Below are 13349 nucleotides of genomic sequence, written 5' to 3'. Positions count from 1 at the left end.
GATTGCAGTAGGAGAGCCGGCGTGAGCTTGAGGATCGTTGTCACTGTGAAGTACGTGCCCGACGCCACTGGCGACCGGCACTTCGCCGATGACCTGACCGTCGACCGGGACGACGTGGACGGTCTGCTCTCCGAGCTGGACGAGTACGCGGTCGAGCAGGCGCTGCAGATCTCCGAGAACTCCGATGACGACGTGGAGATCACCGTGTTGACGGTGGGTCCGGAGGACGCCAAGGACGCGCTGCGCAAGGCGCTGTCGATGGGCGCGGACAAGGCGATCCACGTCGAGGACGAGGGCCTGCACGGCAGCGACGCGATCGCCACCTCGCTGGTGCTGGCGAAGGCGATCGAGAAGGCCGGCTTCGATCTGGTGGTCTCCGGCATGGCGTCCACCGACGGCACGGCGGGCATCGTGCCCGCGCTGGTCGCCGAGCGGCTGGGGGTGCCGCAGGTGACGCTGCTGTCCGAGGTCGCGGTGGCGGACGGCACGGTGACGGGCCGCCGGGACGGGGATGCGGCGTCCGAGCAGCTGGAGGCCTCGCTGCCGGCGGTGGTGTCGGTGACCGACCAGTCGGGTGAGGCCCGCTACCCGTCCTTCAAGGGGATCATGGCGGCGAAGAAGAAGCCGGTTCAGGCCTGGGACCTGTCCGACCTGGACATCGACGCCGACGAGGTGGGTCTGGCGGGTGCCTGGACGAAGGTCGAGACCGCCACCGAGCGTCCGGCCCGTACCGCGGGCACGATCGTCAAGGACGAGGGCGAGGGCGGCAGGCAGCTCGCCGAGTTCCTCGCGAGCCAGAAGTTCATCTAAGGGCCCTGGCAGCCCCTTCCAAGGGTCCGGCAGCCCCCTTCCTTCGGAGCTCGCCTCCCTTACCGTCCCTCGCCCCTCAGCTTCGCAATTTCGCAGGAGAGCAATCCCATGGCTGAAGTTCTCGTCTACGTCGATCACGTGGACGGTGCCGTCCGCAAGCCCACTCTGGAGCTGCTGACCCTGGCCCGCCGCATCGGCGAGCCCGTCGCCCTCGCGCTGGGCAACGGTGCCGCCGGCACCGCCGCCGCGCTCGCCGAGCACGGCGCGGTCAAGGTCCTCACCCACGAGGCGCCGGAGTACGCCGACTACCTGGTCGTGCCGAAGGTCGACGCGCTGCAGGCCGCCGTCGGCGCCGTGTCGCCGGCCGCGGTGCTGGTGCCGTCCTCCGCCGAGGGCAAGGAGATCGCCGCCCGTCTGGCGCTGCGGATCGGCTCCGGCATCATCACCGACGCCACCGACCTGGAGGCCGGCGATGAGGGTCCGGTCGCCACCCAGTCGGTGTTCGCCGCCTCCTTCACCACCAAGTCCCGTATCGCCAAGGGCATCCCGGTCATCACCGTCAAGCCCAACTCCGCCGCGGTCGAGGCCGCCCCGGCCGCCGGCACCGTCGAGGCCCTGGATGTCACGTTCTCCGAGAAGGCGACGAGCACGAAGGTCACCGGGCGTACCCCGCGTGAGTCGACCGGGCGTCCGGAGCTGACCGAGGCCGCGATCGTGGTCTCCGGCGGCCGCGGGGTCAACGGCGCCGAGAACTTCGCGATCATCGAGGCCCTCGCCGACTCCCTGGGTGCGGCCGTGGGTGCCTCGCGGGCCGCGGTGGACGCGGGCTGGTACCCGCACACCAACCAGGTCGGCCAGACCGGCAAGTCCGTCTCCCCGCAGCTGTACATCGCCAACGGCATCTCCGGCGCCATCCAGCACCGGGCCGGCATGCAGACCTCGAAGACGATCGTGGCGGTCAACAAGGACGCCGAGGCCCCGATCTTCGACCTCGTCGACTACGGCATCGTCGGCGACCTCTTCGACGTCGTCCCCGCCCTCACCGAGGAGATCAAAACCCGCAAGGGCTGATCACTCGACGCCTGTCCGAGGCCTCCGCGATCGCACGAACGGTCGCGGGGGCCTCGGCTCATTCCAGACCGATCGACGCCTGCACCGGCAGGTGGTCGCTCGGGAACTGGCCGTCCGCGGAGAAGGTGTTGATCGATGCCCGGTGCGTCGTCACCCCTGGCGTGGTCAGGATCCAGTCGATGCGGTCGCCGTCCGGCGTGAGTCCCTTGTAGCCGTGGAAGGTCCCGTAGTGGGCACTGCGCTGCGCTGCAGCGTCCCAGGTGTCGACGAGGCCCGAACCCACCAGCGTGTCGTAGACCGGATTCCTGTGCGCGGCGACGTTGAAGTCGCCGGTCACCACGACCGGCAGCGAGCGGTCGAGCCACGCGATCCGTTGCGTCATCAGGGAGGCGCTGCGCTCGCGCGCGTACTGGCTCGCGTGGTCGAAGTGGGTGTTGAGGACGTAGAACTCCCGTCCGCCGTCGGCGAGATCGCGGAAGCGGACCCAGGTGACGATGCGAGGGAAGGCGGCGCCCCAGGTGTTCGAGCGGATGACTTCCGGGGTGTCGGAGAGCCAGAAGGTGTAGTGCTCGGCGGGGGCCAGGCGCCCGGTGTCGTAGAAGATCGCCGTGGACTCGTCGCGGCTGCCGCCCTCGCGTCCCGTGCCGATCCAGTCGTAATCCGGTCCGAGGTCGGAGTCGATGTCGCGCAGTTGCTGATAGAGGCCCTCCTGGGTGCCGATGACCTGAGGATGCGCGCGAAGCAGCAGTTCGCGCATCACCGGTCTGCGGGCGCTCCAACTGTTGGGCTCGGTGGTGCTCGCGAAACGCAGGTTGAAGGTCATGACGTCGAGACGGGGCGCCCGGCGCGCCTGTCTCGGGACGGACGGGGCGGGCGAGACCGACCCGGACGAGGCGGACGAGGCGGAGATCGCGGCGCTGGAGAGGGGCAGGGTGACTGCCGCGGCCAACAGAGCTTTCATCCCCAGACGGCGGGTGACTCGGCGGTACGGCACGGGGGCTCCTTCGGTGGCGACGGCCGGACGAGTCGTGCGTGAGGCGGGTCGTGCGGGAGGCGGGCCATGCGCAGGGAAGTGTCATACCCCGCTGCGAGATGAGCGTGAACACGCCCAGATCACGGCGTCGCTCCCCATGGACATGGTGTTGACCATCCGGAAGGTCCACCGATAACTTCATTCTACGGATTGTTGATTCCGTACTGCGGAAAACAGGAGGATGGGATGGGTCAGGGTCAGCAGGAGAAGGTGGCGACGAGCCTCGCGGGTGCGATCAGCGAGGACATCAGCGCCTCCCTCGCCCCGGTCGACGCCGAGTTGGAGCGCCGCTACCCCGGGGACCCCGGCACCCGCCAGCCCGTCCACACCGTCTACGTCCCCGGTGACGTCTTCGCCGCCGACACCATCCGCTCCTGGGGCGACCAGGCACTCGCGGCCCTCGACGCACACGCCCCGGACGCCGCCTCCTTCGCCACCGTCCTCGGTCTGTCCGACGAACTCGCCGAACCCGTCTACGCGCGCGTGCGCGCCAAGCTGGAGCGCGAGCCCATCGAGGACCTGCGCGTCGACTTCGAGGACGGCTACGGCTCCCGCCCGGACGCCGAGGAGGACCAGACGGCGGCGCGCGCGGCCCGGCTCGTCGCGGAGGCGTACGAGAAGGGGACGGCGGCCCCGTACATGGGCATCCGCATGAAGTGCATGGAGGCACCGGTGCGCGACCGAGGCATCCGTACCCTCGACATCTTCCTCAGCGGCCTGATGGAGGCCGGCGGCCTGCCCGACGGGCTGGTGCTGACACTGCCCAAGGTGACCTGTCCCGAGCAGGTCACCGCCATGGTGCGGCTGCTGGAGGAGTTCGAGAAGGCGCGCGGGCTGGAGGCCGGCCGGATCGGCTTCGAGATCCAGATCGAGACCAGCCAGTCCATCCTCGCCACCGACGGCACCGCCACCGTCGCCCGGATGATCCAGGCCGCCGAGGGGCGCGCCACAGGACTGCACTACGGCACCTTCGACTACAGCGCCTGCCTCGGCGTCTCGGCCGCCTACCAGGCCAGCGACCACCCGGCCGCCGACCACGCCAAGGCGATCATGCAGGTCGCTGCGGCGGGGACGGGGGTCCGGGTGTCGGACGGCTCGACCAACGTGCTGCCGATCGGACCGACCGAGAAGGTGCACGACGCGTGGCGCCTGCACTACGGCCTGACCCGCCGCGCCCTGGCCCGTGCCTACTACCAGGGCTGGGACATGCACCCCGGCCACATCCCCACCCGTTACGCGGCCGTCTTCGCCTTCTACCGCGAGGGTTTCGAGCAGGCCGCCGCGCGGCTCGCCCGGTACGCGGGCCGGGTCGGCGGTGACGTCATGGACGAGCCCGCCACCGCCAAGGCCCTCGGCGGCTACCTGCTGCGCGGCCTGGACTGCGGCGCGCTGGACATCGCCGAGGTCGCCCGGGCGACCGGTCTGACCCGGGCCGATCTGGAGGGCTTCGCGGCACCCCGGCGCGGCGACCTCACCGTCTCCGGCACGTAGCGGGCCTGTCACAGCCGTCACCGGCGGCTGGTGTTGTCACCGCTGCCCCGTAGTCTGTACGGCACGCATTGACATGTCACAGGAACGGGGCAGCGGGCAGTGTCTTCGGGGGAGACTTCGGCAGGAAAGGGCCAGGGCGACGGGACCGGTCGCCTGCTGGCCGGGCGGTATCGCATCGTCGCCCAGCTCGGGCGCGGCGGCATGGGCATCGTCTGGAGAGCGGTCGACGAGGTCCTCGGACGCGAGGTCGCCGTCAAGGAACTGCGCACCTACAACGACGCCTACGGGCCCGAACTCGCCGACCTGCGGCTGCGGATGCAGCGCGAGGCCCGCGCGGCGGCCCGGGTGCGCCATCCCGGAGTCGTCGCCGTGCACGACGTCACGGAGGTCGACGGCCGCCCCCTGATCGTGATGGAGCTGGTCGACGGGCCGTCCCTGGACCACGTTCTGCGCGAGCGCGGCACCCTCGACGCGCGCGAGGCGGCCGGGATCGGTGCGAAGGTCATGGACGCGCTGGCCGCCGCCCACCGGGCCGGCGTGCTGCACCGCGACGTGAAGCCCGGCAACATCCTGCTGGAGCGTTCGGGGCGTGTCGTCCTCACCGACTTCGGCATCGCCACCATGGAGGACCCGGGCGACGGCTCCGCCACCCACCTCACCCGCAGCGGCGAACTCGTCGGCTCCCTCGACTACCTGGCCCCCGAGCGGGCGCAGGGCGCCGACCCCGGACCGGCCTCCGACATCTGGGCCCTCGGCGCCACGTTGTACGCGGCGGTGGAGGGCTCCTCGCCCTTCCGGCGTACGTCGACGTACTCGACCCTCGCCGCGATCGTGACCGAACCGCTGGCCGAGCCCCGTCGGGCGGGCGCCCTGGGCCCGGTTCTCCGGCAGCTGCTCGACAAGCGGCCCGAGACCCGGCCGGAGGCCGAGCGGGCACGCGGACTGCTGCAGGCGGTCGCGGACATGGCGGGCACGGACACACCGACGGCCACGCTGCGCGGCGGCACGGACCCCAGGCCCGACACGGAACGCAGTCTTCCGTCGGTGCCGCCGGGGTTCGGCCCATGGGAACCCGTGGGGACGGATCCGGCCGGGAGCGGCACGGCGCCGCTCGGAGCCGACACACCACGCTCCGGCTCGGCGGAGCAGCCGGGGCCGGTCTTCCCGGCCTTCGGGGCGCCCGAGCAGGCCGGCGGCTCCGCCGGGAGCGCGGCGCACGGCAGGAGTGGCGCCGAACCCACCGCGCAGCCGTCGCACGGCTTCGGGCCACCCGCGTCGATGGGCCCGTACCCCCCGTCGGCACCCACCAGTGCCGTGTCCACCTCGCGGCCCCGGCGCAGAGGGCGCGCCCTCCTCGCCGCCGCCGCGGTGGTCGCCGTCCTCGCGGCGGCCGGGACCACGGTCGCCCTGGTGAACGGCTCGGGCGGAACGAAGGACGACGCCAGGCCGGCCGGGTCCGCCACGAGCGCAGGGGCCTCCGGCTCGGTGAGCGGCCGCACCGACGCCGACCGTCCCGGCGCGCCCAAGCCCACGAAGCGCAAGGGCGGCAAGACCCCGGACGGGACCGAGGCACCCGGCAGAAAGGGCGGGACCGAACCCGGTGACGGGGCCTCCTCGTCCTCCCCGGCGAAGCCCACCGGCGGCGGCACGACGGGCGGCGGTTCGGGCGGCACGCACGGGGGTACGTCGGACGGCGGCACCGACGGCGGTTCCGGCACCGGCGGTACGGCGACGGGCGGAGGTGGCACGACCGCCGAGCCGTCGGCCTGCCAGTCCATCGGCGGCGGCAAGTACAACTGCCAGGTCTGGCGCACCGCCAAGTCCTACACCGCCTCCGGCACCGAGGTCGGCGTCATCAACGCGGGCACCAACTACTTCTTCTGCCAGCAGAACCTGGGCCGGCGCGAGACCTACGGCCAGTGGACCAACGTCTGGTGGGCGAAGACGGACGACGACAGCGGCAACACGAACGTCTTCGTCAGCGACGTCTACGTCAAGGGCGGCGACAACGACGAGCCGATCCCGGGGTTGCCGGTCTGCTGACGCTCACGCGTCCGTCACATACCGCTCCAGCCCCGACACCGTCACCAGGCTCTCCTCGGCGAACACCTGGGTGCCCTGCTCGCACAGCCCCGCGTCGGCCCGCGCCCGTGCGCAGAACTCCTCGGGTGTGACACCGAACAGCTCCCTCAACCGGGCCGAACCGACGAGGAGTTCGGTGATCAGCGCCCGCTGGCCGGGGTGCCCGCGCGGTGCCCCCGAGCCGTTGTGCAGGACCCCGCGGCGGTTGACGTAGACGTACACCCCGGGCAGGCGCGTACCGTCCTCCAGCTCGATCCGCACGTCCGGCGCGGGCAGCCAGGCGCGCCGGAAGTTGCCGTAGGGCAACGGCACGCCCTCGCTCGCGTCGATCACCCTGAGCTGCTCGGTGTCGAGCCAGGTGAGGAACAGCTCCCGTACGGTGCCGGGTGCGTCGACCGGTGACGCGGAGACGTATCCCAGGCGGCTGACGTGCGCGGAGACGCCCACGCTGATGCCGGTGACCCGGGTGCGCACGATCGGAATCGGCGAGGTGATCCCGGACTCGGTCATCTTGTCGCGCAGTTGGCCCGGGCAGGCGTTGGAGCCGACGGCAAGGACGGGGAGACGGTCTTCGTGGACGAGGCGGTCAAGGGGCAGCAGTCGGTCGCCGTCCAGGAGCCCGGACTGCGACGGCCAGGCGCCCGGGTAGAGCAGCGGATGCCTGCGCGGAGCCTCGGCCAGGCCCAGTGCTTCGAGCGTGCGCTCCGCATGGCTGCCCATCGGCCGCTCAGTCCGTCGGGGGCAGCTCGCCCGAGCCACGGGTGATCAGCCGGGTCGGCAGTTCGATGCGTTCCGGGGTGAGTAGAGTGCCGTCCAGCTGGCGGAAGAGGCGGTCGGCGGCCGTGCGGCCGAGAGTCGCGGCGTCCTGGGCGACGACGGTGACGCCCGGCTGCAGCAGGTCGGCGAGCTCGATGTCGTCGAAGCCGACCAGGGCGACCGGGCGGGCCTGCTCGGCGAGAACGCGGACCACGGTGACCGTCACCCGGTTGTTGCCCGCGAAGATCGCGGTGACGGGATCCGGCCCGGAGAGCATCTCCTCGGTGGCCCGGCGCACCCGCTGCGGGTCCGTGACGCCCAGGGACATCCACGAGTCCGCGACCGTTATGCCCGCGTCCTCCATGGCGGCCCGGTAGCCGCGCAGCCGCTCGGCGGCCGTGTGGATGCGGGGCATGTCGCCGACGAAGCCGATCCGGCGGTGGCCGTGGGCGATGAGGTGGGCGACGCCGTCGCGGGCGCCGCCGTAGTTGTCGGAGAGGACGACATCGGCGTCGATCTTCCCGGCCGGCCGGTCGACGAACACCGTGGCGACGCCCGCCCTGATCTCGGGCTCGAGATAGCGATGGTCGCCACCTGCCGGGATGATCACCAGGCCGTCCACCCGTCGGGCGCACAGAGCCAGGGCCAGTTCCTGCTCACGGTCGGGGTCCTCCGCGCTGGAGCCGTTGATCAGCAGGGCGCCGTGTGCGCGGGCCACCTCCTCGACCGCGCGGCTGAGGGGGCCGTAGAACGGGTCGGCGAGGTCCTCCAGGACCAGGCCGATGCTGGCGGTGCGGCCCTTGCGCAGGACCCGCGCGCTGTCGTTGCGGCGGAAGCCCAGTGCGTCGATGGCTTCCTGGACACGGCGCTCGGTCTCGGGGGTGACGCCGGGCTCGCCATTGACCACGCGGGAGACGGTCTTGAGGCCCACGCCGGCGCGCGCCGCCACGTCCTTCATCGTCGGACGGTTGCCGTAACGCGTTCCGGAAAGGGGGGCTGATCGGCGAGCGGTCTCGGGCACGATGCGCTGTCCTGTCCTGTCTCGTCCATGGGGATGCGTCGACCATGAGTTTGTATGAGGATGTGGCGTCGAGCATAGGGCCTGGACAACGTTGTCATGCGCAAGAGAGACTGTCCACCGCAATCTCCGGCCTCCGCCCCCACCGCGAGACCGGCTCATACTTCTCCACGGTCGACGGGGAAATCTTCCCCGGCCGACCGGAGATCCGATGGTTGATGGGGAGATCCGACACTGATGCACACCGACCTCGTGGGCGCGCTCGACATCGGCGGTACCAAGATCGCCGGGGCGCTGGTGGACGGTCACGGCCGGATCCTGGTGCGTGCCCAGCGCGCGACGCCCGCACAGCAGGACGGCGAGACCGTGATGGGCGCGGTCGAGGAGGTCCTCGGCGAGCTGACGGCCTCGTCGCTGTGGGGACGCGTCACGGCCCTCGGTATCGGCAGTGCCGGTCCGGTGGACGCCTCCGCGGGCACGGTGAGCCCGGTGAACGTGCCGGGCTGGCGCGACTACCCGCTCGTGGCGCGGGTCCGGGAAGCGGCCGGCGGTCTGCCCGTCGAGCTGATCGGCGACGGCGTGGCGATCACGGCGGCCGAGCACTGGCAGGGCGCCGCCCGCGGCCATGACAACGCGCTGTGCATGGTGGTCTCCACGGGCGTCGGCGGCGGTCTGGTCCTCAACGGCCAGCTTCACCCCGGCCCCACGGGCAACGCCGGCCACATCGGTCACATCTGCGTCGACCTCGACGGCGACCCGTGCCCCTGCGGCTCGCGCGGCTGCGTGGAGCGCATCGCGAGCGGCCCGAACATCGCCCGCCGTGCCCTCGACAACGGCTGGCGGCCCGGACCCGACGGCGACACCTCCGCCGCCGCGGTCGCCGCCGCCGCGCGTGCCGGTGACCCCGTCGCCGTGGCCTCCTTCGAGCGCGCGGCCCAGGCGCTGGCCGCCGGCATCGCCGCCATCGCCACGCTCGTCGAGATCGACATCGCCGTGATCGGCGGGGGAGTGGGCAAGGCCGGCGACGTCCTGTTCACGCCGCTGCGCAAGGCTCTGGGCGACTACGCGACCCTGTCCTTCGTGCAGCGCCTGGAGATCACGCCGGCCCAGATGGGCACGGACGCGGGACTGGTCGGAGCGGCCGCGGCCGCGCTCGCCAAGCGGGCGAACGCGGCAACGGTCTGACAGGTCCCAGCAGGAACGTTCACCCTGTTGCCGGGCCTTTGGCGCGCTCAGCAGGTCAACCGGGCGTTCGCCCAGTCCGCGTGGTCCGAGTCGATGCCGTCGCCGCCGTCGGTCACGACCAGGCGGACCACCTGGGCGCCGGTCACGTCAGCGGTCAGCGGCCGGGCCGGCATCGCGTTGGTGAGAACGCCCGTCGAGGCGACCTTGGTGCCGTCGGCCCAGATCTCGAAGGCAACGGTGCCCTTCGCGCCCTTCTCGTCGTCGACACCGACATCCGCGGTGACCGTCTCGCACGCCGTGCCGGTGTAGTACTCGACCGCGCTCTCCGCGTGGACGCCGAGCCCCTTGCCGTACACCACACCGCCGATCGTCAGGGGGTGGCCGTCGCCCGCGGCGCTCTCCCCGTTGCTGGTGTTGCGCTCGACGGGCCCGTAGCCGTTGGTGGCCGACAGCCATGGCAGGTCGCCGAGTCCGGAGGTGCCCGAGGGCGGCGGTACGACCACCGAAGCCGTCAGCGGGACCGTACTGTCGACCCGGACACCGGTCGGGGAGCGGTAACTCGCCCTGAGCGTCAGGTCGTACGAACCGGTCGGCGTCCCCGCCGGAGGGGTGAGGGACCACGTGGTGCGCAGGGCGTGGCCGGTCGGTACGACGGCGGAGGTGGTCCGCGAAGCCGCTCCGACCGTCCATCCCCCGGGCCCGGTCAGCTTCGCCCTGACGCGCAGGGCGGGTGTACGGCCCAGGTCGGTGACGACGGAGGTCAGCGTGGCCGCCTTGCCCGCCTCGATCAACGGGCTGCCGTCCAGGCCGAGTTCGACGGCGGGCGGCTGCTGGGCCCATCTGCGGTCGGCGAAGACCCGTACGAGAACCGTTCCGTGCGCCGGGACGGTCGCCGAGATGGTGCCGGCGCTGTTGTAGCTCCTGTGCTGCCACAGGTCGCGCAGGGTGTACGCGGCGGCGTGGGGCAGGCCCACGGCCCCGGCGCTGGTGGCGATGTGCTGGGCGGTCCCCGACTCGTTGAAGAGGGCCACCGCGCGGCTGCCGTCCTTCATCTCCTTGGCCACGACCCAGCGCCCTCCCTCGGAGGAGACGACCGTGCCCTGCTTGCCCAGCGGGTCCTGGTCGACGGCGACGACCTCCTTGTTGCCGAGGATGTCGAAGGTCGATCGGGACGCCTTGCGCAGGTCGGATCCGATGAGGAGCGGGGCGGCCATGACCGACCACATCGAGAGGTGGGAGCGGTACTCGGTGTCGGTCATGCCGCCGTTGCCGACCTCCAGCATGTCGGGGTCGTTCCAGTGCCCGGGGCCCGCGTACGGCGCGAGCGGCAGGTTCTGCTTCAGGATGGACAGCATCGAGCCCCAGCTGTCGCTGATGTCACCGGTCGTGCGCCACGAATGGCCCACGTCGGCCGCCCATTCCCAGGGCTTGTTCTGACCCCATTCGCAGATGCTGTACACGATGGGCCGGCCGGTCGCCTTCAGGGCGTCGCGCATGGTCGTGTAGCGCAGCTTGGCGTCCACGCCCTGGTTATTGCAGTTGTCGTACTTGAGATAGTCCACGCCCCAGTCCGCGAACTGCCGGGCGTCGCTGTACTCGTGACCGAGCGCACCCGGGAATCCGGCACTGTCGCACGTCGTCGTGCCCGCGCTGGTGTAGATGCCCAGCTTGAGTCCCTTGGAGTGCAGATAGTCGGCGACCGCTTTGATCCCGTTCGGAAAGCGGACCGGATCCGGTACGAGCCGGCCGTCCGCGTCCCGGTTCGGCAGGGCCCAGCAGTCGTCCAGGTTGACGTACTGGTATCCGGCGTCCTTGAGGCCTTTCTCGACGAAGAGGTCCGCGATTCCCTTGACCATGGATTCGTTGAACTCGGCACGGCAGTGCGTGGAGTTCCAGTTGTTGAAGCCCATGGGTGGGGTGAGGGCGAGGCCGTCGGCCAGGGTGGGCGCGCTGGGCTCGCCGACAGGTGCCGCCAGGGCCGGCGCGGCGAGTCCCGCCGCGCACAGGAGTCCTGCGGTGAGCGCTCCGACCACTCTTCGGCGGGTTGTGCGGGTGTGAAGGTGACGCATCGTTACGTTCCTCCGAACACGCGAAAGGTGGGATGACGTCATGTATATGCCAGGGCTGCGCGTTTGCGGTAGGTCGTAGCGGTCGGCACGGGCCGGGCGGATCGGGGCCGGCCCTCCGCGAACCTCCGCGCGGTCACGATGGTGCTCCGCGGCCCTCTCCGGGCGCCTGGAGGTCATCGCGTACGGCACCCGCAGTCCGCAGCCCCGCTGTGACGCCCGGCAGGTCGCCGACGAGGCCGACGCGGCGGCCGGCATGCGTGACCCCTGGCCGTGGTCGACAGTTGATCCGGTCATGAAGAAGCGCAGCATGCTCGCCATCGCCTCCCTCGCCACCGGTTTCGTCGTCGCGGCCGTGTCGCCGTCCCATGCCGTCGGCAACGGCCCGGCCGTCACGCCGTCGTCCGCCCCCGCGGACGACGCGGCGCCCACGCCGTCCCATTCCCTCGGGCACCCGGCAGTGCTCGGCTCCGAAGTCGAGGGGGCCCTCGGTGCCCTCGACCCGACCATCGCCAAGGAGTACCGCCTGGCCATGGCCAACGCCCCCCACGGGAAGAACGGCCACGTCGGCTGACGAACCGTGCCTTTCGGGCGCGACGCCGGTGTCCCCGCTGACGGGGCCACCGGCGTCCGCGTTCCCGGCGCCCTCAACGGGGGCTGGTTTTGGTGGCAGGGTGGAGCGGGCAAGCCTCAGGGGGCCAACAGAAGAGGGGGACCTGTGACCGTCGTCTGGATCAACGGCGCGTTCGGTGCGGGGAAGACCACCACCGCACGGGAGCTGATCGAGCTGATCCCGAACAGCACGCTCTTCGACCCCGAGGTCATCGGCGGAGCGCTGACGCACCTGCTGCCGCCCAAGCACCTCGCCGAGGTCGGCGACTTCCAGGACCTGCCGGTCTGGCGACGGCTCGTGATCGACACGGCGGCCGCCCTGCTCGCCGAGCTCGGCGGGACCCTCGTGGTCCCGATGACCCTGCTGCGCCAGGAGTACCGCGACGAGATCTTCGGCGGCCTCGCAGCCCGCCGGATCGCGGTCCGGCATGTCCTTCTCGCCCCGGCGGAAACGATCCTGCGAGAGCGAATAGCCCGTCGGGAGGTGCCGCCGGACCTGCCGGACGGCGAGATACGGATACGGCAGTGGTCGTACGACCACATCGAGTCGTACCGTGCCGCCCTCGCCTCCTGGCTCACCGCCGACGCCCATCTCGTCGACACCGGTGCGCTGACCGCCTACCAGGCGGCGGCCCGCATCGCGGAGGCGGTCGGTGCCGGCGACGTCGCGGTGTGTGACATCGTGCAGACGCCCGAGCCGACCTCCGAGACCCTCGCGGCCGGCGTCCTCCTCTTCGACGAACAGGACCGGTTCCTTCTCGTCGACCCCACCTACAAGGCCGGCTGGGAGTTCCCCGGCGGCGTCGTCGAGCGCGGCGAGGCACCCGCCCGCGCCGGTATGCGCGAGGTCGCCGAGGAGACCGGCATCCACCTCGACGACGTTCCCCGCCTCCTGGTCGTCGACTGGGAGGCACCCGCGCCTCCCGGCTACGGCGGCCTGCGCCTTCTCTTCGACGGCGGTCGCCTCGACTCCGCGGAGGCGGCACAACTCCTGCTGCCCGGGCCCGAACTGCGCGCCTGGCGGTTCGCCACCGAGGAAGAGGCCGCGGACCTGCTGCCACCGGTGCGCTACGAACGGCTGCGGTGGGCGTTGCGGGCGCGCGAACGCGGGGCGGCGATGTACCTGGAGGCGGGCGTTCCGGTGGGCTGACGTGTGTCGCATCCCCGAGATGCGGACACCCTGGAGACCTCCCTCGTCCTCATCGCACCGGGGCGGTGGGAACCC

At 71.6% G+C, this 13349-nt stretch carries 11 protein-coding genes; 7 read left to right on the top strand and 4 right to left on the bottom strand.

Annotated elements, in window-relative coordinates; translation table 11 throughout:
* Nucleotides 1-21 precede the first annotated feature (21 nt).
* Together ACYUED_RS03810 and ACYUED_RS03805 are read left to right on the top strand one after the other, a co-directional pair.
* On the top strand, nt 22-810 hold the full coding sequence (locus tag ACYUED_RS03810; protein ID WP_491290906.1) for an electron transfer flavoprotein subunit beta/FixA family protein: 789 nt from the start codon (nt 22-24) through the stop codon (nt 808-810).
* A 108-nt stretch (nt 811-918) separates the two neighbouring features.
* Entirely contained in the window at nt 919-1881 is a 963-nt protein-coding gene (locus tag ACYUED_RS03805; RefSeq protein ID WP_491290905.1) for an electron transfer flavoprotein subunit alpha/FixB family protein, read from the top strand.
* 58 nt (nt 1882-1939) lie between these two features.
* Here the strand turns inward: ACYUED_RS03805 and ACYUED_RS03800 are convergent, their stop codons facing one another.
* A complete protein-coding gene (locus ACYUED_RS03800; RefSeq protein WP_491290904.1) occupies nt 1940-2875 on the bottom strand; it encodes an endonuclease/exonuclease/phosphatase family protein in 936 nt (311 codons plus the stop codon).
* 225 nt (nt 2876-3100) lie between these two features.
* Here ACYUED_RS03800 and ACYUED_RS03795 point away from each other — a divergent pair, with 225 nt between their 5' ends.
* Nucleotides 3101-4405 carry a DUF6986 family protein gene (locus ACYUED_RS03795; RefSeq protein WP_491290903.1) on the top strand — a complete coding sequence of 435 codons (1305 nt, stop codon included), beginning with the start codon at nt 3101-3103 and terminating at the stop codon, nt 4403-4405.
* A 99-nt stretch (nt 4406-4504) separates the two neighbouring features.
* Complete coding sequence (locus tag ACYUED_RS03790) at nt 4505-6448, top strand: serine/threonine-protein kinase (protein WP_491290902.1); 1944 nt, start codon at nt 4505-4507, stop codon at nt 6446-6448.
* A 3-nt stretch (nt 6449-6451) separates the two neighbouring features.
* Here the strand turns inward: ACYUED_RS03790 and ACYUED_RS03785 are convergent, their stop codons facing one another.
* Both ACYUED_RS03785 and ACYUED_RS03780 read right to left on the bottom strand, forming a co-directional pair.
* Nucleotides 6452-7207 (bottom strand): hypothetical protein, encoded by a 756-nt coding sequence (locus ACYUED_RS03785; protein WP_491290901.1) that lies wholly within the window; start codon nt 7205-7207, stop codon nt 6452-6454.
* A 7-nt stretch (nt 7208-7214) separates the two neighbouring features.
* On the bottom strand, nt 7215-8264 hold the full coding sequence (locus ACYUED_RS03780) for a LacI family DNA-binding transcriptional regulator (RefSeq protein ID WP_491290900.1): 1050 nt from the start codon (nt 8262-8264) through the stop codon (nt 7215-7217).
* Nucleotides 8265-8498: 234 nt separating this feature from the next.
* On the opposite strand from ACYUED_RS03780, the gene ACYUED_RS03775 reads away from it, so the two are divergent.
* Nucleotides 8499-9446 carry an ROK family protein gene (locus ACYUED_RS03775; protein ID WP_491290899.1) on the top strand — a complete coding sequence of 316 codons (948 nt, stop codon included), beginning with the start codon at nt 8499-8501 and terminating at the stop codon, nt 9444-9446.
* 47 nt (nt 9447-9493) lie between these two features.
* Here the strand turns inward: ACYUED_RS03775 and ACYUED_RS03770 are convergent, their stop codons facing one another.
* The gene (locus tag ACYUED_RS03770; protein WP_491290898.1) at nt 9494-11515 is read right to left on the bottom strand and encodes an NPCBM/NEW2 domain-containing protein; all 2022 of its coding nucleotides are present in this window, start codon (nt 11513-11515) and stop codon (nt 9494-9496) included.
* Nucleotides 11516-11867: 352 nt separating this feature from the next.
* On the opposite strand from ACYUED_RS03770, the gene ACYUED_RS03765 reads away from it, so the two are divergent.
* Entirely contained in the window at nt 11868-12086 is a 219-nt protein-coding gene (locus ACYUED_RS03765) for a hypothetical protein (RefSeq protein ID WP_491294831.1), read from the top strand.
* Between the two features lie 144 nt (nt 12087-12230).
* A complete protein-coding gene (locus ACYUED_RS03760; RefSeq protein WP_491290897.1) occupies nt 12231-13274 on the top strand; it encodes an NUDIX hydrolase in 1044 nt (347 codons plus the stop codon).
* Nucleotides 13275-13349: the final 75 nt, after the last annotated feature.

The sequence above is a fragment of the Streptomyces sp. DF42 genome (assembly GCF_058267695.1).
This window is presented reverse-complemented; position numbering and strand designations above follow the sequence as displayed.

Bases quoted from the DNA above. Each gene is read 5' to 3' on its own strand.
- ACYUED_RS03805 (WP_491290905.1), top strand. From the start codon at position 919: ATGGCTGAAGTTCTCGTCTACGTCGATCACGTGGACGGTGCCGTCCGC.
- ACYUED_RS03795 (WP_491290903.1), top strand. From the start codon at position 3,101: ATGGGTCAGGGTCAGCAGGAGAAGGTGGCGACGAGCCTCGCGGGTGCG.
- ACYUED_RS03785 (WP_491290901.1), bottom strand. From the start codon at position 7,207: ATGGGCAGCCATGCGGAGCGCACGCTCGAAGCACTGGGCCTGGCCGAG.
- ACYUED_RS03775 (WP_491290899.1), top strand. From the start codon at position 8,499: ATGCACACCGACCTCGTGGGCGCGCTCGACATCGGCGGTACCAAGATC.
- ACYUED_RS03770 (WP_491290898.1), bottom strand. From the start codon at position 11,515: ATGCGTCACCTTCACACCCGCACAACCCGCCGAAGAGTGGTCGGAGCG.